At 49.6% G+C, this 22,095-nt stretch carries 14 protein-coding genes and 2 rRNA genes; 8 read left to right on the top strand and 8 right to left on the bottom strand.

The features are described from left to right. Positions 1-195 precede the first annotated feature (195 nt). Both EPV75_RS08070 and rrf read left to right on the top strand, forming a co-directional pair. Positions 196-3,054, top strand: a 23S ribosomal RNA gene (locus EPV75_RS08070). 200 nt (positions 3,055-3,254) lie between these two features. Next, positions 3,255-3,369: ribosomal RNA gene (gene rrf, locus EPV75_RS08065) — 5S ribosomal RNA — on the top strand. 383 nt (positions 3,370-3,752) lie between these two features. Here the strand turns inward: rrf and EPV75_RS08060 are convergent. From EPV75_RS08060 to EPV75_RS08050, 3 genes are all read right to left on the bottom strand, one after another. Next, positions 3,753-4,472 carry a TIGR04211 family SH3 domain-containing protein gene (locus tag EPV75_RS08060; protein WP_029938389.1) on the bottom strand — a complete coding sequence of 240 codons (720 nt, stop codon included), beginning with the start codon at positions 4,470-4,472 and terminating at the stop codon, positions 3,753-3,755. Further along, a complete protein-coding gene (locus EPV75_RS08055) occupies positions 4,450-7,224 on the bottom strand; it encodes a valine--tRNA ligase (RefSeq protein ID WP_128385040.1) in 2,775 nt (924 codons plus the stop codon). Before EPV75_RS08055 ends, EPV75_RS08060 begins: the two co-directional genes overlap by 23 nt. 278 nt (positions 7,225-7,502) lie before the next feature. Continuing rightward, positions 7,503-8,297, bottom strand: coding sequence for a flagellin N-terminal helical domain-containing protein (locus EPV75_RS08050; protein WP_127119550.1), 795 nt, complete (start codon positions 8,295-8,297; stop codon positions 7,503-7,505). Between the two features lie 115 nt (positions 8,298-8,412). Here EPV75_RS08050 and EPV75_RS08045 point away from each other — a divergent pair, with 115 nt between their 5' ends. Next, positions 8,413-8,841: a hypothetical protein gene (locus EPV75_RS08045; RefSeq protein ID WP_128385039.1), complete on the top strand. Its 429-nt coding sequence runs from the start codon at positions 8,413-8,415 to the stop codon at positions 8,839-8,841. A gap of 67 nt (positions 8,842-8,908) precedes the next feature. On the opposite strand, the gene EPV75_RS08040 is transcribed toward EPV75_RS08045, so the two are convergent. Together EPV75_RS08040 and EPV75_RS08035 are read right to left on the bottom strand one after the other, a co-directional pair. Next, positions 8,909-10,153, bottom strand: coding sequence for an ammonium transporter (locus EPV75_RS08040; RefSeq protein ID WP_127119551.1), 1,245 nt, complete (start codon positions 10,151-10,153; stop codon positions 8,909-8,911). A gap of 55 nt (positions 10,154-10,208) precedes the next feature. Further along, the gene (locus EPV75_RS08035; protein WP_011370920.1) at positions 10,209-10,547 is read right to left on the bottom strand and encodes a P-II family nitrogen regulator; all 339 of its coding nucleotides are present in this window, start codon (positions 10,545-10,547) and stop codon (positions 10,209-10,211) included. A 145-nt stretch (positions 10,548-10,692) separates the two neighbouring features. Here EPV75_RS08035 and EPV75_RS08030 point away from each other — a divergent pair, with 145 nt between their 5' ends. Both EPV75_RS08030 and glnE read left to right on the top strand, forming a co-directional pair. Continuing rightward, positions 10,693-11,523 (top strand): methyltransferase domain-containing protein, encoded by an 831-nt coding sequence (locus EPV75_RS08030; RefSeq protein WP_225972289.1) that lies wholly within the window; start codon positions 10,693-10,695, stop codon positions 11,521-11,523. A 57-nt stretch (positions 11,524-11,580) separates the two neighbouring features. Next, positions 11,581-14,322 carry a bifunctional [glutamate--ammonia ligase]-adenylyl-L-tyrosine phosphorylase/[glutamate--ammonia-ligase] adenylyltransferase gene (gene glnE / locus EPV75_RS08025; protein ID WP_128385038.1) on the top strand — a complete coding sequence of 914 codons (2,742 nt, stop codon included), beginning with the start codon at positions 11,581-11,583 and terminating at the stop codon, positions 14,320-14,322. A 105-nt stretch (positions 14,323-14,427) separates the two neighbouring features. Here the strand turns inward: glnE and ppa are convergent, their stop codons facing one another. Then, positions 14,428-14,976, bottom strand: a complete 549-nt coding sequence (ppa, locus tag EPV75_RS08020; protein ID WP_029938382.1) for an inorganic diphosphatase — start codon at positions 14,974-14,976, stop codon at positions 14,428-14,430. Positions 14,977-15,113: 137 nt separating this feature from the next. After that, entirely contained in the window at positions 15,114-16,088 is a 975-nt protein-coding gene (locus EPV75_RS08015; protein ID WP_128385037.1) for a class 1 fructose-bisphosphatase, read from the bottom strand. Between the two features lie 223 nt (positions 16,089-16,311). On the opposite strand from EPV75_RS08015, the gene EPV75_RS08010 reads away from it, so the two are divergent. Both EPV75_RS08010 and thiI read left to right on the top strand, forming a co-directional pair. Beyond that, positions 16,312-17,190, top strand: coding sequence for an HDOD domain-containing protein (locus tag EPV75_RS08010; RefSeq protein ID WP_128385036.1), 879 nt, complete (start codon positions 16,312-16,314; stop codon positions 17,188-17,190). 51 nt (positions 17,191-17,241) lie between these two features. After that, positions 17,242-18,690 (top strand): tRNA uracil 4-sulfurtransferase ThiI, encoded by a 1,449-nt coding sequence (thiI, locus tag EPV75_RS08005; protein ID WP_128385035.1) that lies wholly within the window; start codon positions 17,242-17,244, stop codon positions 18,688-18,690. Between the two features lie 17 nt (positions 18,691-18,707). On the opposite strand, the gene EPV75_RS08000 is transcribed toward thiI, so the two are convergent. Next, positions 18,708-20,231, bottom strand: coding sequence for an MltF family protein (locus EPV75_RS08000; protein WP_127119554.1), 1,524 nt, complete (start codon positions 20,229-20,231; stop codon positions 18,708-18,710). Between the two features lie 241 nt (positions 20,232-20,472). Here EPV75_RS08000 and EPV75_RS07995 point away from each other — a divergent pair, with 241 nt between their 5' ends. Then, positions 20,473-21,876, top strand: a complete 1,404-nt coding sequence (locus tag EPV75_RS07995; RefSeq protein WP_128385034.1) for a dihydrolipoyl dehydrogenase — start codon at positions 20,473-20,475, stop codon at positions 21,874-21,876. Positions 21,877-22,095: the final 219 nt, after the last annotated feature.

The raw sequence follows: 22,095 nt of genomic DNA, 5'->3' as shown, positions 1-22,095 counted from the left end.
CTTGAATGCCAAGGTAACAATGTATCTTAAAGAGTTCAAACACACGCAAGTGTGATGATACAAACTCAAGCGAGAACATGTCAGCGTAAAACTTTAGTCATTGCAGCGAAATAGGCTTTGATTGAGACATGGTTTTTTATGTATTTAAAAGATGATGGATCAACACAAAAGGTCAAGGTTATTTTTGAGTTGTATAGTTAAGTGACTAAGCGTACACGGTGGATGCCTAGGCGGTAGAAGGCGACGAAGGACGTAGTAACTTGCGATAAGCCACGGGGAGTTAGTAAACAAGCTTTGATCCGTGGATTTCCGAATGGGAAAACCCATCCTTTATGGATATCCCCTTGTGGGAGGCTAACCCGGAGAACTGAAACATCTAAGTACCCGGAGGAAAAGAAATCAACCGAGATTCCCCAAGTAGCGGCGAGCGAACGGGGACCAGCCCTAAAGCATTTATTAAGATAGCAGAACAGTCTGGAAAGTCTGACGATACAAGGTGATAGTCCTGTATGCGAAATCTTATTAAGTGTTATTCGAGTAGGACGGAACACGTGAAATTCTGTCTGAACATGGGGGGACCACCCTCCAAGGCTAAATACTCTCTACCGACCGATAGTGAACCAGTACCGTGAGGGAAAGGCGAAAAGAACCCCTGGAGGGGAGTGAAATAGAACCTGAAACCGTGTACGTACAAGCAGTAGGAGCCCTTCGGGGTGACTGCGTACCTTTTGTATAATGGGTCAGCGACTTACGTTATGTTGCGAGGTTAACTGAATAAGGGAGCCGAAGGGAAACCGAGTCTTAAATGGGCGACTAGTAGCATGGCGTAGACCCGAAACCGGGCGATCTATCCATGGCCAGGTTGAAGGTGCCGTAACAGGTACTGGAGGACCGAACCCACGTATGTTGAAAAATGCGGGGATGAGCTGTGGATCGGAGTGAAAGGCTAATCAAGCCCGGAGATAGCTGGTTCTCCTCGAAATCTATTTAGGTAGAGCCTCATGTCTCACTGCTGGGGGTAGAGCACTGTTATGGTCTAGCGGGCCGTCAAGGCTTAGCAGCCCATTGCAAACTCCGAATACCAGCAAGTGCAATCATGGGAGACAGACTGCGGGTGCTAACGTCCGTAGTCAAGAGGGAAACAACCCAGACCACCAGCTAAGGTCCCTAAACACTACTCAGTGGGAAAGGATGTGGGAAGGCTTAGACAGTCAGGAGGTTGGCTTAGAAGCAGCCACCCTTTAAAGAAAGCGTAATAGCTCACTGATCGAGTCGGCCTGCGCCGAAGATTTAACGGGGCTAAGTAGTGTACCGAAGCTGTGGATGCCATTTATGGCATGGTAGAGGAGCGTCGTGTAAGCCTGCGAAGGGATGTTGTAAAGCATCCTGGAGGTATCACGAGTGCGAATGCTGACATGAGTAGCGATAAAGGGAGTGAAAAGCTCCCTCGCCGAAAGACCAAGGTTTCCTACGCAACGTTAATCGACGTAGGGTTAGTCGACCCCTAAGACGAGGCCGAGAGGCGTAGTCGATGGGAAGCAGGTTAATATTCCTGCACTTTTTATAACTGCGATGGAGGGACGGAGAAGGCTAAACTAGCTTGCTGATGGTTGCAAGTTTAAGGTAGTAGGCAGAGATCTTAGGCAAATCCGGGATCTTAATGCTGAGAACTGATGACGAGTCCTCTTTTGGACGAAGTAGTTGATGCCATGCTTCCAAGAAAAGCTTCTAAGCTTCAGGTTATAAAGAATCGTACCCCAAACCAACACAGGTGGTCAGGATGAGAATTCCAAGGCGCTTGAGAGAACTCGGGTGAAGGAACTAGGCAAAATAACACCGTAACTTCGGGAGAAGGTGTGCCCCTGCCGGTGATGAGACTTGCTCTCTAAGCTAGTGGGGGTTGCAGAGACCAGGTGGCTGCAACTGTTTACTAAAAACATAGCACTGTGCAAAATCGAAAGATGACGTATACGGTGTGACGCCTGCCCGGTGCCGGAAGGTTAATTGATGGGGTTAGCTTAGGCGAAGCTCTTGATCGAAGCCCCGGTAAACGGCGGCCGTAACTATAACGGTCCTAAGGTAGCGAAATTCCTTGTCGGGTAAGTTCCGACCTGCACGAATGGCGTAATGATGGCCACACTGTCTCCACCCGAGACTCAGCGAAATTGAACTCGCAGTTAAGATGCTGCGTACCCGCGGCTAGACGGAAAGACCCCGTGAACCTTTACTACAGCTTTGCACTGGACTTTGATACTATCTGTGTAGGATAGGTGGGAGGCTTTGAAGCAGTGACGCCAGTCATTGTGGAGCCATCCTTGAAATACCACCCTGATATTATTGAGGTTCTAACCTAGGGCAGTGAATCCTGCTCAGGGACAGTGTATGGTGGGTAGTTTGACTGGGGCGGTCTCCTCCCAAAGTGTAACGGAGGAGCGCGAAGGTACCCTCAGCACGGTCGGACATCGTGCAATGAGCGCAAGAGTAAAAGGGTGCTTGACTGCGAGACAGACACGTCGAGCAGGTGCGAAAGCAGGTTCTAGTGATCCGGTGGTTCTGTGTGGAAGGGCCATCGCTCAACGGATAAAAGGTACTCCGGGGATAACAGGCTGATACCGCCCAAGAGTTCATATCGACGGCGGTGTTTGGCACCTCGATGTCGGCTCATCACATCCTGGGGCTGAAGTCGGTCCCAAGGGTATGGCTGTTCGCCATTTAAAGTGGTACGCGAGCTGGGTTTAGAACGTCGTGAGACAGTTCGGTCCCTATCTGCCGTGGGCGTTGGAGAATTGAGAGGGGCTGCTCCTAGTACGAGAGGACCGGAGTGGACGAACCTCTGGTGTTCCGGTTGTCACGCCAGTGGCACTGCCGGGTAGCTATGTTCGGAAAGGATAACCGCTGAAAGCATCTAAGTGGGAAACCTGCCTCGAGATAAGTTCTCCCTAGACTTTAAGTCTTCTTAAGGGCCGTTAAAGACTATGACGTTGATAGGCTGGGTGTGGAAGTTCAGTAATGGATGAAGCTAACCAGTACTAATTACCCGTGAGGCTTAACTATACAACTCAAAAGTAACTTTTGAGCAATGACTCGAAGTATGACGTGAAGACGTGTTCGAGCTTGATTTAGTATTAAGAACGCTTTAAGCGCATTGTGACATCATGTGAGATAGCATGAGATAAGCTGACTAGAAAAGCTTAAGAGATTTTTCCGAATTCAGTGGGTTGTCTGTTTAACAGACAGCTTACATAACCAAATTGCTTGGGGACCATAGCGAGATGGAACCACCTGATTCCATTCCGAACTCAGTAGTGAAACGTCTTAGCGCCGATGGTAGTGTGGGAGGTCCCATGTGAGAGTAGGTCATCCCCAAGCTTATATTCCTAAAAACCCGTCTTTATGATGGGTTTTTTTTTTGCCTGGGATTTATATCTTAACGGCTTATATTGTCTTCTTCGCCTTCTTCTTCCGCTCGTGTTTTGGGTTCTTGGTTCTTCCTTCCGCTTTTTAGATCCCACGTGTCCATTCGCTTTTTTTTAAGCTCTTCTGTGGTGAGGTCGTTCTTTACGATACTTGTTTGCCTACTGATGAAGGCTGATGGAGGGCTTCTAATCTGGCCTGGCGGGAGTTTAGGACATATTGAGGTAAAAAACGATGTCTGGTAGGACTATATAAGGGGAAATGCACGTTAAGAAGATATAAAAAAACCGCCAGGCCTGGCGGTTTTGATCACAATTAAGCGTTCTTTTGAAACGCGCTTATAGCGTATTCCATTTGTTTTTGCGATTTGGCATGCGGAAGAAGCGGCCTAACAGTAAGCCGAGTAACAATACCCCGCCACCGGTCAGGAACCATTGACGTTGAACCACGTCTTCCGCCTGATCGATTTGCTCTTTCATAATGGCGTTTTCATTGTTCAGGCGTTCGATTTCTTGCACCATCCGTTGATTTTCTTCATTGAGCTTAATGGATTGCCCCGAAATCGCTTCAATCTCTTCCAGTTGCTTATTGAGCTCGAAGTTTTGCTGCTTGACTTCTTTTAGCTCGTTATCGGTATCACTGAAACGGTTTTGAAGGGTTTCTTTTTCCAAGTTCAATTGATTCAATTGCTTTTCAATGCGAGCAATTTTTTTCTCTTTCTCTTGAAGCTGCATTTTGGCGATCGGTTGGCTTTGCAGTACGATTGACGGCATCCAGCCTTCGGTTTCTTTACCGTTATGCTTGTACAGCAGTTTGGCCCAGCCGTCTTCGTTGACTTCCAAAATTGTCACAGCAGCGCCGGAGCGTACCATTCTCAGAATTTTGTACTTGTAGCCCGGCTGACTGCGAAGCGGAATTTCAACGGAATCCGTGACATAGTGGGTATAGCCGGTTTGTAATTCTGCTTGCGCACCGCCTGTATAAAGCAATGCAGCGGACAGGCCGGCTGCAATGAGAAGAGGGCGCATTTTGGAATTAGATTTGGCTGATTTTTGCATATTGATCCTTTAAGTTTTTCAATGCTATTTCAGTATCTTGCAGTTTTTGTTTCTCTTTTTCAACTACGGCGGCCGGTGCCTTGGAAACGAAACTTTCGTTGGACAGTTTGCCGTTGAAGCGTTTGACTTCACCTTCCAGACGAGAAATTTCTTTATCGAGACGGGCCATTTCAGCGTCTTTATCGATTAACCCGGCCATCGGAATTAGGATTTTCATTTCGCCGACCAGTGCAACCGCGGATTCGGGTGCTTCGTCTTCGTTATCCAGTAGGGTAATGTCTTCCAGTTTGGCTAGGGTTTGTAGGAAAACCTTGTTCCGGTTCAGCCAATTCTTATCCTGGTCGGATAGGTTGCTGAGTAGAATGGATAATTTTTTGCCCGGTGCGATGTCCATTTCAGAACGGATTTTTCGAACGCCCATGATGACGTGCTTGACCCACTCCAATTCTTTTTCGGACAGTTCGTCTTCCAAAGCTTCATTGCTGGTCGGGTAGGGCTGCAACATGATGGTGTCGCCTTCTTTACCTGCTAAAGGCGCGACCGTCTGCCAAGCTTCCTCGGTAATGTAAGGCGTGATCGGGTGCAGTAATCTTAGAATGGTTTCCAGAACACGCACCAGCGTCCGGCGTGTACCGCGTTTTTGAGCGTCGGTTGCGGAGTCGGAATTGATGATTGGCTTTGAAAGTTCCAGGTACCAGTCACAATATTCATTCCAGGTGAATTCATAGAGGGTGCTGGCCGCTAAGTCGAAACGATATTGCGTGAAGTTTTTCGCCACGTCGGCTTCCACTTTTTGCAGCTTGGACACGATCCATTTATCGGCCAACGACAGTTCGATTTCCTGAGTGTCGTCCAAGCCGGTATCTTGTCCTTCGGTGTTCATCAGAACGTAACGGGTTGCATTCCAAAGCTTATTGCAGAAATTGCGATAGCCCTCGCAGCGATTCAAATCGAAACGGATGTCGCGGCCGGTGGAGGCGAGCGATGCAAACGTAAAGCGCAATGCATCGGTCCCGTAAGATTCGATGCCGTCGGCAAATTGTTTTCGTGTGGCTTTTTCGATTTTAGCGGCTTTTTCCGGCTGCATCATGCCGGTAGTGCGTTTGGCGACCAAACTTTCCAGGTCGATGCCATCAATGAGGTCGATTGGATCCAGAACATTGCCTTTGGATTTCGACATTTTTTGGCCTTCGCCGTCGCGAACCAAGCCGTGCACGTAAACCTGTTTGAACGGTACCTGACCGGTGAATTTCAATGTCATCATAATCATCCGAGCGACCCAGAAGAAAATGATGTCGAATCCGGTGACCAGAACCGATGTCGGGTGGAACTTTTCCAGTTCCGGTGTTTTGGCCGGCCATCCCAGCGTGGAGAAAGTCCACAGGGCCGAGCTGAACCAAGTGTCCAGTACGTCATCATCCTGGTGCAATGTTGTGTCGTCCGCGATTTGGTATTTTTCGCGGGCTTCTTGTTCGCTGCGTGCCACATACACTTGACCGTTGTCGTCATACCAGGCTGGGATACGGTGGCCCCACCAGATTTGGCGTGAAATACACCAATCCTGTAAGTTGTTCATCCACTCGAAATAGGTGTTTTCCCAGTTCTTTGGAACGAATTCGATATCGCCGTTTTTCACGGCATCAATAGCGGGTTTGGCCAGTTCCTGCACCGCCACATACCATTGGTCGGTCAGGAATGGCTCGATGACAGCGTGGGAGCGGTCACCACGCGGCACCATCAATTTATGCGGCTCGATTTTTTCCATTAGTCCCGCCGCTTCCAGGTCGGCGACGACCTGTTTACGGGCATCATAGCGGTCCAGGCCTTGGTATTTCTCCGGGACTTCGTCATTCATGGCGGCATCGACCGTCATGACATTCAGCATCGGCAGGTTATGACGTTTACCCATTTCGTAGTCATTGAAATCATGGGCCGGGGTGATTTTGACACAACCGGTTCCGAATTCCATCTCGACGTAATCGTCAGCGATAATCGGAATTTCGCGGCCGACCAACGGAAGGGTAATGGTTTTACCGATGAGAGCCTGATAGCGTTCGTCGTCCGGGTGCACCGCGACGGCTTGGTCACCGAACATGGTTTCCGGGCGTGTGGTGGCAACAACCAAATGTCCGGAGCCGTCAGTCAATGGGTAACGCATGTGCCACAGGCTGCCCATTTCTTCTTCGGAAAGCACTTCCAAATCGGAGACGGCGGTGTGCAGAACCGGGTCCCAGTTGACCAGGCGTTTGCCGCGGTAAATCAATCCTTCATTGTATAACTGAACAAAGACTTCCTTGACGGCGCCGGATAGCCCGTCGTCCATGGTAAAGCGCTCACGGCTCCAATCGGGCGAGGCGCCGAGACGACGCAATTGTTGAGTGATGGTGCCGCCGGATTCCGCTTTCCATTCCCAGATTTTTTGGGTGAAGGCATCACGTCCCAAATCGTGTCGGCTCAAACCTTGTGCGGCCAGTTGGCGCTCGACCACCATTTGCGTGGCGATACCGGCGTGGTCTGTGCCGGGTTGCCAAAGCGTTTCGTCACCTTTCATGCGGTGGTAACGAATCAAGGTGTCCATGATGGTGTCTTGAAAAGCATGTCCCATGTGCAGGCTGCCGGTGACATTCGGCGGTGGAATCATAATGCTGTAGTTGTCGCCGGATGTACTGGTTTGTGGTTTGAAGTAGCCACTCTTTTCCCACGTTTGATACCACTTTGTTTCAATTGATTTAGGGTCGAAATGCTTTTCCATGTTTGGTTTGTGTCTTCTCGGTCTTTAATCGGGTTTACGAAGAGGTCGGTCCATCCAATTCCGGGACGGAATGTTGGGGGAATCGCCTCGCGATTTAAATTATGAAATTCTTGGGATTATAGCAAATCAAAAGGGGCTTTTATGAGAGAAAAAGCGATTTGAATGGAGATGTGGCGTTTGGTGGGGCGGCCCAATGGGTCGAACCGGTTTTGTCGTGAAGGCTTGGTCATTTAATGCATGGAATCCGTTAAAATGACCAGGCCTGGTGATTTTGAGGATTAGCCCAGCAAGGTGAGGACGTTGCTGTAATTTTGATTGCTTTGCGCCTGCATGGCTACACCGGCATCGGTCAGTACCTGTTGCCGGTTCTGCTCTGTGTAAACGCGCGCCATGTCCGCATCGCTGATTTGGCTACGTGACGCCATCGCATTGAGGTTTTGGTTAGCCATGGTATCGGCGGCGGCCGTCAAACCGTTTTGTTGCGCGCCGAATTGGGCCTGACTCTGAGAGGTCAATCCTAGGGCTTCATCCAGCAGTGCTTGGGTGGCGGCCGCTTGATCCGGCGAGGTCAGGTTGGAACCGGTTAAGCCAAGCGCATCAATAGTCAGGTTGGGTAAATTAATGGTTGAGCTGCTGGTGTCCAGAGCGATGTCCACGGTTGATGTGTCGGCGTTGAGCAGGTTGATGCCGTTAAAGGTGGTGGACTCTGCGATTTGGTTCAGTCCTTCCAATCCTTGTTGGTAGGCTTGATTCAGCATGTCGCGTTGGCTGGCCGAGTAGGTGCCGTTTTGGGCCTGTACACTCAAGTCGTTTAAATATTGCAGTTGTTGGGTCATCGTTTGGCTGGCGGCATCGGCGGTTTGAATGAGGTTGATGCCGGTGTTGGCATTTTTAATCGCCATGTCCTGACCTTGAATTTGCGACGTAAAAGCCGACACAATCGCCTGGCCCGCGGCATCATCGCCACTGTTGTTGATTCGAGAACCGGACGCAGCGCTTTGGTCAACCGACGTCATGCGGTTATCCAAATATTGGGAATAATAATCGGTGGAATTTAATGAATCGATGGCCATGATATGCTCCTTACGATAACGGATGAGTAAGGTTTCCGGTTTTAAGGCTTGCTATTCGCTTAATCTATTCTTTATTATACGCTTTTTTATATTGTTTGAAAGTGATGCTTACGTCATGTCATGTTGCCCTGCTAATTTTTGCCAGTTTCAATTTCCGGATGGTCCGCCGTTAACCGATAATCCGGTGACCAATTTAAATGCCCGTTATCTGTTTTTGCCGTATGGCACCCTGTTGCAGGAAGGAGAGGTGGTTCGAATTTGGATGGAGTCGGGGCAAACGCAAACCGTGTTGCTGGAAGCCAAAGTGCCGCTCGCGATTAAACCGTCGGGTGTAACGGGCCAGGAACACGGTGTGTTTTTGCCTTGGCAGTTGATTGCTTTGGACTCGGGGATGGAAGAGGAAGACATTCGGAAATGGTATTTTCATCCGCTCCATAATCCGGAAACCCAGGCAGTGGTGTTGAAGTTCAAGCATCCGCTCAACACGAAGCCGACGTTGAAAATGCGCTTGATGCAATGGCTATATAAGCTGCGGACCCTTTAATTTTAGAGTTATTTTAGACATAAAAAAACCGCCTTTCGGCGGTTTTTTGTTTTCGAGGGTGTGAGGCTTACTTTGTAAACTCTGGGTAAGCTTCCATTCCACATTCAGATTGGTCTGCACCTTCGAATTCATCTTCTTCAGAGATTCGAATGCCCATAACCGCTTTGATGATACCCCACACGATCAAGCTCGCGATGAAGACCCAAGCGAAGATGGCCGCAATACCGATCAACTGAGCGACCAAGCTTGCATCCGGGTTGGTGAAAGTAACCGCAATCAAACCAAAGATACCCACCACGCCGTGCACAGAGATAGCCCCGACTGGATCGTCGATCTTGAACTTCGTGTCCAGGATGATGATGGAGAAGACCACGATGATGCCGGCTACGACACCAATCAGCGTTGCGGACAAAGCGGTTGGCGTTAGAGGTTCAGCGGTAATTGCGACCAAGCCAGCCAAAGCGCCGTTCAACATCATGGTCAAATCCGCTTTACCGAACTTGATCTTAGACATCAATAGGGCACCTACAACACCACCAGCGGCCGCCAATAGCGTGTTCACAAAAATCATCGCAACGGCGTTGGCTTCTTCAACGTTCGAGATTTTAAGCTCTGAACCACCGTTAAATCCGAACCAACCCAACCATAGGATGAAGGTACCCAAGGTTGCTAGCGGTAAGTTCGCACCTGGAATCGCACGGGATTCGCCGTTTGGTCCGTATTTACCTTTACGGGCACCCAGTAGAAGAACACCTGCAAGCGCCGCAGCGGCACCCGCCATGTGAACGATACCGGAACCAGCGAAGTCTAGGAAACCAAGACCGTCTAGGAAACCGCCGCCCCATTTCCAGTAACCTTCAACCGGATAGATCACGCCTGTGAAGATGATGGCGAAAACGAAGAAAGACATCAGCTTCATACGTTCCGCCACCGCACCGGAGACAACCGACATGGCCGTTGCAACGAATACGACTTGGAAGAAGAAGTCAGACATGTTTGAGTAATAAGGTGCATCATCGCCACCTGCAACAACCGCTGCAGTTGCGTTATCACCACCGATGAAGAAGCTTAGACCAGGAACGATCGAGCTGATGGCATCGCCGTACATGATGTTGTAACCAACAAACATATACATAATACAGGCGATGGCAAATAGCCCGACGTTCTTAGCTAAGATTTCCGTTGTGTTTTTGGTTCTGACCAGGCCTGCCTCCAGCATGGCAAAACCAGCGGCCATCCACATGACCAAAGCGCCAGACATTAGAAAATAAAACGTATCCAATGCATAGCCGAGTTCTAATACTTGTTCCATAACATGAGTTCCTTACCGTTAAATATCAAGACTTGTAAAGGGTGGCCGTTGTTGCTTAAAGGGCCACTTCACCTTTTTCTTCGGTTCTGATACGGACAGCTTGTTCAATCGGGCTGACAAAAATCTTGCCGTCACCGATTTTGCCTGTTCTCGCAGCATTTCCGATGGCTTCGATTACGCTCTCCACTTTCTCCTCCGGTACCGCAATTTCAATGCGCACTTTTGGTAGGAATTCGATCGCGTATTCAGCGCCACGATAAATCTCTGTGTGGCCTTTTTGACGGCCGAAACCTTTCGCTTCCGTGACGGTCATGCCATGCACATCGATTTCGTGCAAGGATTCACGAACATCATCAAGCTTAAAAGGTTTGATAATTGCGACTACAAGTTTCATACTAACCTCTGTATTTTGTTATTAAAAAATGTTCAAACGGTCTATAGCTTCGGTTATGCCACTTTTGAATTATTTTTTTAAAACATGAAGTTACGTCATTTTTTGCGTTTTTTTTGAAAAATAAAAATTTTTTTGTGGTGCTCTGTTGAAACAAGTTGGTGCAATCGGAAAAACACTGGCAAGATTTCCGAAGATTATCGTGGCCTTATTGGCACAAATGGTGGCGTTGGCCGTGTTAGCCGGGATTGTCTGGTGGTTGCCCTGGGTGGTTTCGCCGCCTTACCCTTTATGGGCTTTAGTGATTGCGCAAGGCGTGCTGGCCGCCTTTTTAAGCTGCCGGATGGGCTTGCCTTGCTGGTGGCGCATCATTCAATTCAGCTTACCCGTCGGCTTGTATCTCGGCGTGCATTACGCGATTAATCCCGTCTGGGCACTGGGGATATTCCTGGTGTTGTGGTTGGTGTTTTTTAATGCCATCAAAGAACGGGTGCCACTGTATTTGACCAATGCCACCACGCGGAATGCACTGAAACGGTTAATCAAACGTCGCAAATCGGTGCGCTTTTTGGATTTGGGTTGTGGCCTTGGCGGAAATGTGGTGTTTATGGCGCAGCAAGTCAATGTCGAACGTTCCGATGGCGTGGAAACTGCGCCGATTCCGTACCTGATCGCCAAGCTCTATTCGTTGCTGCGAGGCGGAGATGTTTTTGCCATGGATCTTTGGAAGACCCAGCTGGATTATTACGATGTGGTCTATGCGTTTTTATCCCCGGAGCCGATGCCGAAGCTGTGGGAAAAGATCCGTGAGGAAATGCGCGAGGATGCCGTATTCGTATCCAACAGTTTTGCCGTGCCGGATGTCGAACCCAGTGAGGTTTGGTCGTTGTCGGACCGGCGTGAAACCCAGCTATATGTCTATTATTTGAGCGATTTTAAAACACGTCCACAAGGCTTCGCAGATGAGGCCGAATCGTGATTTCGGCCAGGCCTGGTCGGAATGGAATGTGGTATTAAGGAAGAAAAAGAGAAAAACATGAGTCACGAAATCAGTCTGGAACAAGTGCAATCCTGGAGTTTGTTTGTGGAGCGGGAAACCAGTCGCTTTCCCGAGTTATTGGCGGAAACTCATTGGCAAACGGCTTATGCGCCAGGTGAATTGATTCAGCGCATTCGTGCAGACCTGGTGGCGTCCGACAGTTTGGCGAAGCTGAATCAGCGTCTCAGATACCACCGTCGGGCGGAAATGGTGCGCATCGCCATTCGTGATTTGAAAGGCCTGGCCGAGGTGGAAGAAACCCTGCAGGATTTGTCCGATTTGGCGGACGCATTGGTTTCAGGCGCGTTGGATTGGCACTATCACGTTTTAACTCAGCGTTACGGCACACCTATAGGCCAGGAAAGCGGCGAGCCGCAAAAACTGATTGTGCTGGGAATGGGAAAACTCGGCGGTCAGGAATTGAACTTCTCGTCGGACATCGACTTGATTTTCGTGTATCCGGAGAAAGGCCAGACCGAAGGCGCCGACCGCGGCATTCCCAACGACCAATTTTTTATTCGTTTGGGGCAGGCGCTCAATAAATCCTTAACGGAATTCAGCCCTGACGGCACTGTGTACCGTGTCGATATGCGCTTGCGCCCATTCGGGCAGAGCGGGCCTTTGGCGGTCAGTTTCGCGGAAATGGAAACCTATTACCAAGTGCATGGTCGTGCCTGGGAACGTTACGCACTGGTCAAAGCGCGCATCATCGCCGGAGATCATGAGAAGGGGCAGGAACTGTTCGAGATTTTGAGGCCATTCGTGTACCGCAAATACGTCGATTTTTCGGCGATTGAGGCCTTGCGTGACTTGAAAACCATGATTAACGTCGAGGTTCAGAAAAAGGACATGCACCGTAACATCAAATTGGGGCCGGGCGGCATTCGGGAAATCGAGTTTATTGTCCAGGCTTTTCAGCTGGTGCATGGCGGGCGGGAAAAACCCTTGCAAGGCCGTCGGTTGATGCCGATGCTCAGTGTGCTGATGGAGCGGCATTATATCGACGAAACGACGCAACAGCGGTTGCTGGAGGCCTATATCTTTTTGCGTCGGGCGGAAAATCGCTTGCAGGAGTGGAGCGATCAGCAGACCCATGACTTGCCGACGGAAGCACGTCAACAACAAGCGTTGGCCGAATCGATGGGCTTTGACGACTACACGGCTTTCAAAGCCGCCTTGGATGTGCATTTGGCGTTTGTGCAGTCTGAATTTGACCAGGTGTTTGCGGATGAGGCACAGGATGCGGTAACCGATAAAACGCTGAAAGAAGTCTGCCTGTCCGATGAGATTGTTTCGGCCGGGTTGCAGTCTCTGGCGTTGGAACAGCCGGACGAAGTGGCGGATAAAATCAATAAATTCATGGCTTCGCGGGCCTATACCCATGCCAGTGCCGAGGCCGTCGAGCGTTTCAAGGCAGTGTTACCGCTGGTGTTGACGGAGTTGAGTCAGGTCGATAACCAGACGCTGGCACTGGAGCGCTCCTTGAGTGTTTTGGCCAGTGTCATGAATCGCAGTGTGTATCTGGTGCTGCTGAAAGAAAACCTGCAAGCGATTAAACATTTACTGCAACTGTGCGCTTTGAGTGCTTGGATGGCCGAAGTGCTGGTCAAATATCCAGCCTTGTTGGACCAGTTGCTGGATGAAAGCATCCTGTATGAGCCGCTTGATTTGATTGGGTTGAAGCAGGAAGCGTCGGCGATTCTGGCGGAAACTTTCGACGACGATGAAGCCTTTATGAACCAGATTCGGCAGTGGAAGCACGCTCAGGTGTTCCGGGTGGCCGCTGCCGATATCACCGGGCATTTGCCTATCATGAAGGTAAGTGATTACCTGACGTGGATTGCCGAGGCGGTACTGGAGGCGACCACGGAATATGCCTGGCAGTTTATGCAAAAACGTAGTGGCTTGCCCGGCGGTTACGATCCGCAAGCCGGTATGCCATTTCTGATTATCGGTTACGGTAAATTGGGCGGGATCGAGCTGGGTTACGGTTCCGACTTGGATATCGTTTTCCTGTACGACGAACTGAATCCCTCGGCAATGAGTGATGGGCCTAAAGCACTGGAAAACAACCTTTATTTCATGCGGTTAACGCAGAAAGTGATTTCGCTGCTGACGACTTTTATGCCGACCGGAGTGTTGTATGAAGTGGATACCCGTTTGAGACCGAACGGTGCCAGTGGGATGATTGTGACCGATTTGGCCGCATTCGAAGCCTATGAAAAGAACAAAGCCTGGATTTGGGAGCACCAAGCCTTGGTGCGTACCCGTGCCATCGTCGGTTCCGAACAAGCGCAGACCCATTTCTATGACTTCAAAAAAGCGTTTATTACGCAACCTCGGTCGGTGGATGATTTGAAGGGAGAAGTGGTGTCGATGCGTCACAAGATGCGCGCCTCTTTGGATAAAACGTCGGCGGAACGTTTTGATTTGAAGCAGGGTGCCGGCGGGATTGTCGATATTGAATTCATGGTGCAATACTTGGTGCTCGGATTTGCGCATCAATATGAATCTTTAACCGATTGGTCGGATAACATTCGTTTGTTGGAAACGATTAAATCGGTTGGGTTGCTGGATGCCGAACGTGCCGATCAGCTTATTGATGCTTATCGGGTTTATCGCAACCGTTATCATCGTTTGGCATTACAGAATGAAAAGGCGCTGGTGTCGACAGAGGAGTTTATCGAGGAGAGAGAGGTGGTCAGTGCGGCCTGGCAAGCATTGATGGAGCCGAAGTAGTTCACGGTTACATTCATTTTGTTTGGATACAAAAAAGCCCCGCTTAAAAAGACGGGGCTTTTTTATGATTGAAATGACCAGGCCTGGTCATTTTTCGCTTGAAGCTTAGGCTGGTTGAGAGCCCATTTTGGTGGCTTCGTACTGTTCGATGCCGTCTAAAATCTCTTTGCGCGCCGCTTCAACGTCGCCCCAGCCGTCGACTTTGACCCATTTACCTGGTTCGATGTCTTTATAGTGGCTGAAGAACAGTTCGACTTGCTCTTTCAAAAGAGGAATGTCTTCGACTTTTTCCACGTCCTTGTAGATTGGCGTCAGTTTATCGACCGGTACGGCGATGACTTTTGCATCTTCACCGCCATCGTCGGTCATGTGGAAGATGCCGATCGGACGACAGCGAATAACGGAACCGATCATCAATGGATGTGGCGTTACCACCAAAACATCAACCGGATCGCCATCATTCGACAAGGTGTCGTTGATATAGCCGTAGTTGGCTGGATATTGCATGGTGGCACCTTGCAAACGGTCCACCCAAACCAAATCGGTTTCTTTATCGACTTCGTATTTGATTGGTGGCGCAAACGCCGGAATCTCGATGATAACGTTAATGTCGTTAGGAGCGTCTTTTCCGGCTGGAACAGCTGAATAACCCATGATATTTCCCTTCTTAATGCGGTGAGAGTTTTGTCTGTGTAGCCATTTTGCTCAAAACTCTCTGGTAAAAATAGTGGTTAGAGACTAAAACACCCGCCGGAAGCGGGTGTTCATCAAACATTACAGAAACTGTAAGCTTATTTAGTGTGGTATGCAACCACTTTGGCCACTTCGTTCTTGGAGCCCAAGACCACTGGAACACGGTCGTGGATGCCTTCCGGCTGAACGTCCATGATGTCCATGCGGCCCGTTGAGGAAGCGCCACCGGCTTGCTCGACGATCATCGACATAGGGTTGCCTTCGTACATCAAACGCAGTTTACCGGCTTTGGATGGATCGCGGTTGTCGTAAGGGTACATGAAGATACCGCCACGAACCAAGATACGGTGAACTTCCGCTACCATGGACGCAACCCAACGCATGTTGTAACGTTTCGCCAGAGGACCTTCTTCGCCCAGCAAGCAGTCGTCGATGTATTGCTTCATTTCCGGTTCCCAGAAACGTTGGTTCGACATGTTGATGGCGAATTCAGACGTGTCGGCTGGAATTTGAATACCTTCTTTGGTCAGAACGAATTCACCGACCGTTTGGTCTAGCGTGAAGAAGTTGACGCCTTTACCAGTGGTCAGTACCAAAATGGCGGATGGTCCGTAAAGAACGTAACCGGCCGCGACTTGCTTGCGTCCATTCTGCAAGAAGATGGACTGGTCGTCCGCAGCGCGGTCGTCTTCCGGCGCTTCAAGCACGGAGAAGATGGTACCGACAGACAGGTTGACGTCGATGTTTGAAGACCCGTCTAATGGATCGAATGTGACCAAGTATTTGCCTGGCGTGGTGCTGGCAACCGTGTAGTCTTCTTCTTCGGAACCGATGGCTTTTACATATGGGTTGTCGATCAGAATGTCTTTCAACAGGTCGTTGGAGATGACGTCCAGTTTCTTTTGGGTTTCACCTTGAACGTTTTCGTCTTCGGTGGCGCCCAGAATACCGGCTAATTCACCTTGCGCCAGTTTGTATGCGATGTCCTTACAAGCGATCATGATGTGATCGATGACCAATTCCAATTCCGCTGGAACACCGTCACGTGCTAATACTTGATCCAATCTTTTCATTGAGATTCTCTCTTTATAGTCGATAAAAAAACTGGCGTAAGCATAACAGGCAAGGGAGTAAATATCAAGCTGGGAAACGCAAAGCCCGCCGCGCTTAAGGTGATGGATTTGCTGATAAAGCCAGGGTGATAAAGCTGACACGACCAGGCCTGGGTGTTTTATAATATCGCACAGTCCATCCGGTTATTTGCACAGAGTGATGTGTGGTTGAGGATTCGTTCGGATGGATTCGCTCAATGACATTCAAAACAGACGGTATCAAATGGATTTAAAGCAACAAATGCTGGAAGCGCACCGGCAACTTGAAGGGTTTGAAATTCCCACCATTCCGGCCGAACTGCTGGAGTTGCAGTCCTTACTGCAAAAAACCGATTTTCCGGATTTCGGTGACGTGGCGGAAATCATCGGGCGCAATACCGTTTTGTCCGGCGAATTGATCAAAGTCGCCAATCAGGCGCAATTTCTTCCCAAAGATTCCGATCCGGTCAGCACCATTCGCGGTGCGATTGACTCCTTGGGCTTGTATCGACTCAAAAATCTGGTATTCAGTCTGGGCTTCAAAACGCAGGTTTCGGATATTATTTTCGATGATTTGATGGATCACAGCATTGATGTGGCCAATGTGGCCACCGAGCTGGGGCGATGGGTCAGTGATATTTCACCGGATGAAATCTATCTGGCCGGTGTGTTCCACAATGCCGGCGCGATTATCATGGAAATGAAATTTGGCAACTACCAGTCTACTTTTTACAATACGCTCACCAATTGTTACACCGGCTTGGTTCGAGAGCGCAAGATTTACCAGGCCCATCATGGGGTTTACGGTTTGCTGGTGGCGAAAAAGTGGCACCTGGATTCGGTGTTTGCGCAGGTGATGTTATTACACCACCAGCGCGACTTGAGTGTGATTAAAGACGACTATGTTCGAACCCTGGTAGCCCTGATTCAAGTGGCGAATGCGATTGTCAGCGAGGTCAGCTTCGGGAGTTTTTTGGGGACGGAAGTGAAGGACATGCTGCATAACGCCCAGGAAGAATTGCTGATTAAAGATGAAGTCATCGATGAAATTCGCATGGCGCTGATGAGTAACAGTTTGGTGTGATGTAAAAGGGGGGTGCCCCCGGTTTTAGGTTAAGGATTTTGAACGTCGTTTATGAAATTTATTATTAAGCTGTTTCCGGAGATCATGGTCAAAGGCCATGCGGTTAAGAAAAAAATGGTCAATCAGCTGCATTTCAACCTCCGGAATTTGCTGGGCCGAGGCATTGCCGAAGTCGAGACCAAGCGTTACTGGGATAAAATTGAAGTTTTCTGTCAACCGGATGAAGCGGATTTTGTGCGCCAGGTGTTATTGAACACGCCGGGTATTGAGCAGTTTCTGGAAGTTGAGCAGTTTTACACCACCAGCCTAGATGAGGTGGCGCAGTTGGTGGCGGATTTTGCCTTGCCGAAAATCGACGGTAAATCGTTTGTGGTGCGAGTAAAACGTACCGGAAACCATTCTTTTTCCTCATTTGATATGGAACGAACCATCGGTGCCTGCTTGTGTCGCCACGGTAACCCGGCCAAAGTGGATCTGCATCATCCGGATGTGAAAATCGAACTGGAGTATCACCAGGATCAATTGAATATTGTGAAACACCGTCGGCCAGGCCTGGGTGGATTTCCACTTGGTTCCCAAGGGGACGTTTTGTCCCTGATGTCCGGAGGGTTCGACTCCACTGTGGCGAGCTATTTGACCATCCGTCGTGGCTTGAAAACCCATTTCATCTTTTTCAATCTGGGCGGCGCGGCGCATGAAATCGGCGTCAAGCAAGTGGCCTTGTATCTGTGGGAAAAATTCAGTGCTTCGCATCGGGTGATGTTCGTCACCATTCCGTTTGAAAATGTGGTGGCGGAAATTTTCCGCAGTACACCGGAGCCGTATATGGGCGTGACACTGAAGCGTTTGATGATTATGGCCGCGGAAAAGGTGGCGGATGATATGGGCATTGATGCGCTGGTGACTGGGGAATCGGTCGCGCAGGTGTCGAGCCAAACCTTACGGAACCTGGCCTTGATTGACCAGGTGTCTGAAAAGTTGGTGCTGCGCCCTTTGGCAGTGATGAGTAAGCCGGATATTATGGCAATTGCCGACCAAATCGGTACACGTGAATTTGCCGAAAATATGCCGGAATATTGCGGTGTGATTTCGCAAAACCCGATTACGCACGGGTCTTTCAAACGTATGGCGGTGGAAGCGAAAAAATTCGATTACAGAGTGTTGGATCAAGCGGTGGCTTCGGCGGAAGCGATTCCGGTGGATTCGATTATTGAAAATGTCAACCAGGCTCAAGCGGTGGAAATCATCGATGACGTTGGGCCGGACGATGTCGTCATTGATATTCGCAAATCGGAAATGGCTAAGGCGCATCCGTTGTCGATGGAGGGCGTGTTGACAATCCCTTTCCATGAACTCAACCGAGCCTTTAAAAAACTGGATGCTTCCAAGCGCTACCTGCTGTATTGTCAGAAAGGGGTGATGAGTCAGTTGCATGCCCAGTATTTACGCGATGCGGGCTTTCAGAATGTGAAGGTCTATCGCCCGAAGTCCACCGGCTAGTCGAGCCGGCATTCAAATCAGTCGTTATCCGAGGGCCTGAAAAGTTCGACTTGGCTGGCGTCTTGAATGCCTTCATCATCATTATCCAGCAGTAAGCGTTTGTTTTGATCCAGCCGTTTCGATGCGTCGAGGAATATACGCATTTTTTGAATGCTGGTGACGTAGTTAACGGTCTCGTGGCCGATGACTTGCCGGGCAGTGGTTTCCACATTGTAAAACCATTTATAAGGGTTGAGCCCAAGTTCGCGGGTTTTCTGCTGTAACTGTAAGACCTTGCGCGGCCCCGCGTTATAAGCGGCCAGGGCAAAGTTTTCCTTTTCTTCCGGTGTATAGTCATTGCTTGAAAAATAGCGGTCTCGTAAAAATGCCAGATACTTCACACCGGCGTGGATGTTGGTTTCCAGGTCGGAAATGTTTGGCAGGTTAACGTTGCGGTCCCGTGCTGTGGATGGCTTGATTTGCATAATGCCGATGGCGCCGGCATGGCTTTTCTTCTTCGGCTGGAAGCGTGATTCTTGGTATGCCAGGGCGGCGATTAACTTCCAATCGAAGCCGTAAAATTCGGCATAGAGTTGAAAGTAATACTTCAAGCAATCCACTCGTTTCAGCAGATCATGAGTCAATGGCCGTTCAATCCAATAGGTGTCTTCGAAATATTTGCGGTAAACGGCGTTGCCTAAAAAACGCCCAGGCTTGGCGTAGGCTTGAATGAAGGCATTGAGTGAGGCCAATAATTTCGGATGGTTTTTTTGAACCGCCCAGGCGATATCGCTGTTGTGGTGGATGACGATGTTCGGATGCAATTCGATGTTGTCGAGAATCTTTTGCCAGATGTCCGCGATATGACTGTCGACCACAGTGTATTGGTAAATGTCTTCATTGAGCATTTCCAGTATGTCTTCGGCTTCGACCAGCGGATCAGCCTTGATGATTTCCATGGTCGGTAAGCCTAAAAAGCCGAGGGTCTGATTAATGCGCTCGAGGTGAATGATGTAACTGCTGTTGCGGACTACGATGACGCGTTTACCTGAGAAATCCAGCAAGCTGTTGATGGGAGGCGCCATCTTATTGGAGACCAGAATTTCTTTGACGTCTTCGATATACGGTAAGGTGAAATCAACCAAGGCCTTTCGCTCGGGGGTAATCGTGAGGCCGGAAGCCGCAATGTCGCCATACCCGGCCTGCAAACTGGGCAGTATCTTGTTGAAAGTGGTCGGAATAAAGGTCAAGTGGGTTTGATAGCGCTGACGCCTGGGGCCCCGGTTCAAATAAGCTTCATAAGCCATGAGCAGGTCGTATTCCACACCTCGAAAACCGCGTGGAGTGAGGAAAAAGTTGGTGCGGGTGTAGCTGACGAGGACTCGAATCAGTCGCCGTTCTCGCAATTCGGGCAAATCCCCGTGAAACGGCTTGAGGATGCGTTCCGAAATCGATATTTTGGGTAAGGGTACATTTTGATCCCCGAGTGATGAAATCGGTGCCAAGCCGAATGTCACTCCTAGGGCGGAAAACAGTAACGCGCGTTTCGATTTCTGTAGCAAACTCGTTATCTCAAATGGATCAGAAGGTTTGATTGTATTTTGGCGGGCGTATTAATCAAGTCATAATTAAGAAAAAACACGGTTTTCGGCTTCATTTCTTTAAGTTGTCATAATCTAGCGGTAGAATGAACCCAAACTGTGCGTTAAATTACGAGCAGCAGAAGCGGCACCCAATGATGGTACTTCGTCGTCTGTGGCACGATTAAATGCAACTGAAAATACGTTGAGAGATGGAAAAAGAATGAGACAGGTTAAGTACATTATTTTGGGTGCCGGCTCGTCCGGTTTGACGGCGTTAGGTCAGATTCGTCGTGAAACGGACGATTTTGTCATGATTAACGGCGGGCATTTCGGAACTACCTGCGCGCGGGTGGGCTGTATGCCTTCGAAGGCTCTGATTCATTGCGCGGAGCACTTTCATGCCCGCAAGCATTTCTACGATTTCGGTATCGATGGGGCCGATGGGTTGACCATTGATCAGCCGGCGGTGATGAAACGGGTTCGGGCGTTTCGGGACCGTTTCACCAAAGGTGTACAGTCCGGATCGACGGATACTTTGACCGAAGAACAGCTGATTAAAGGCTACGCCAAGTTTGTGGCGCCGAATGTTGTGGAAGTTAATGGCGAACGCATTCAAGGCGAACGTATTATCATCGCGACCGGTTCTCGGCCGGTGGTGCCGACTCCTTGGAAGACGGCGTTGGGTGATCGTTTGCTGACCAGCGATGAAATTTTTGAACTTGAGACTTTGCCGAAGCGCATTGCCGTCATCGGTTTGGGCGTGATTGGCCTGGAATTGGGCCAGGCGCTGTCGCGCATTGGAGTGGACGTGATTGGGTTTGAAATGACCAGCACCATTGCCGGACTTCGCTCGCCGAGTGTTTCGAAAGAAGCCGTTAAATTGATTTCCAAAGAATTTCCGATTTATCTGGGAGAAGCGGCGGAAATCGAAGCGACGGCATCGGGTGCGAAAATCACGGTTTCCTCCGGCACCTTTGAAGTGGACGCTGTACTGGCCTCGCTTGGACGCCGTCCGAATATCGACCAAATCGGTATTGAGCATTTAGGCGTCGAACTGGATGAGCGGGGGATGCCGCCGTTTAATCTGCAAACCATGCAAGTGGCCGACTTGCCGGTGTTTATCGCCGGAGACGTCAATGGCTTCCGTCCGATTCTGCATGAAGCCGGACACGAAGGTAAAATTGCGGTATTGAACGCCATGCAGTATCCGTCTATTCAGTCCTATAAGCGTAAAACCGCTTTAGGGGTGGCGTTTACAGACCCTCAAATTGCGTCGTTTGGTTGCGGTTATGACGACCTGGACCTAGCGGAATCGGTGGTGGTTGAGTTCAACCTGGAGCGCAACAATGGCCGAGCCATTGTGATGGGCGAAGATCGGGGAATGATTTCCTTATATGCCGATAAAGCTTTGAAACGCTTGGTCGGCGGAGAGCTGATGATGCCGGAAGCTGAACACCTTGCGCACTTACTGGCTTGGGCGGTTGAACAGGAAATGGACGTGTTGCAGTTGGTGAGAATGCCTTACTATCATCCAGTGTTGGAGGAGGCGGTCGAATCGGCCATTCAGTTATTGGCGAAAGAATTGTATTCGCCGGAAACGCTGAATGCCTTGGAAACTTGTTAAAGACTTCCGCTGACAAAATGCCGGGCATGGACGAGGCGAAAATCTTAATACTTACATATTGTTATAATTGGTATATAATAGGCGCGCCCGATGCGTTCGGGCTTTTTAAATAGAAAATTTGAATTCGACCGAATGTATGGAAAGAAGGCCGCCTTGTAAGGGGCCGTTCGGACGGTTTAAATCGAGTGAAAAATCCTTTAAAGTGTGGAATAAATAACT

The sequence above is a fragment of the Hydrogenovibrio thermophilus genome, from assembly GCF_004028275.1.
In the GTDB taxonomy this organism is placed as follows: domain Bacteria; phylum Pseudomonadota; class Gammaproteobacteria; order Thiomicrospirales; family Thiomicrospiraceae; genus Hydrogenovibrio; species Hydrogenovibrio thermophilus.
Note: the sequence above shows the minus strand (reverse complement) of the source record. Positions and strands in the feature narration are given on the sequence as shown.

What these genes read in the sequence shown, in the direction of transcription:
- EPV75_RS08060 (WP_029938389.1), bottom strand. Translation starts at nt 4,472, where the DNA reads ATGCAAAAATCAGCCAAATCTAATTCCAAAATGCGCCCTCTTCTCATT.
- EPV75_RS08055 (WP_128385040.1), bottom strand. Translation starts at nt 7,224, where the DNA reads ATGGAAAAGCATTTCGACCCTAAATCAATTGAAACAAAGTGGTATCAA.
- EPV75_RS08050 (WP_127119550.1), bottom strand. Translation starts at nt 8,297, where the DNA reads ATGGCCATCGATTCATTAAATTCCACCGATTATTATTCCCAATATTTG.
- EPV75_RS08045 (WP_128385039.1), top strand. Translation starts at nt 8,413, where the DNA reads ATGTCATGTTGCCCTGCTAATTTTTGCCAGTTTCAATTTCCGGATGGT.
- EPV75_RS08040 (WP_127119551.1), bottom strand. Translation starts at nt 10,153, where the DNA reads ATGGAACAAGTATTAGAACTCGGCTATGCATTGGATACGTTTTATTTT.
- EPV75_RS08035 (WP_011370920.1), bottom strand. Translation starts at nt 10,547, where the DNA reads ATGAAACTTGTAGTCGCAATTATCAAACCTTTTAAGCTTGATGATGTT.
- glnE (WP_128385038.1), top strand. Translation starts at nt 11,581, where the DNA reads ATGAGTCACGAAATCAGTCTGGAACAAGTGCAATCCTGGAGTTTGTTT.
- ppa (WP_029938382.1), bottom strand. Translation starts at nt 14,976, where the DNA reads ATGGGTTATTCAGCTGTTCCAGCCGGAAAAGACGCTCCTAACGACATT.
- EPV75_RS08015 (WP_128385037.1), bottom strand. Translation starts at nt 16,088, where the DNA reads ATGAAAAGATTGGATCAAGTATTAGCACGTGACGGTGTTCCAGCGGAA.
- EPV75_RS08010 (WP_128385036.1), top strand. Translation starts at nt 16,312, where the DNA reads ATGGATTCGCTCAATGACATTCAAAACAGACGGTATCAAATGGATTTA.
- thiI (WP_128385035.1), top strand. Translation starts at nt 17,242, where the DNA reads ATGAAATTTATTATTAAGCTGTTTCCGGAGATCATGGTCAAAGGCCAT.
- EPV75_RS07995 (WP_128385034.1), top strand. Translation starts at nt 20,473, where the DNA reads ATGAGACAGGTTAAGTACATTATTTTGGGTGCCGGCTCGTCCGGTTTG.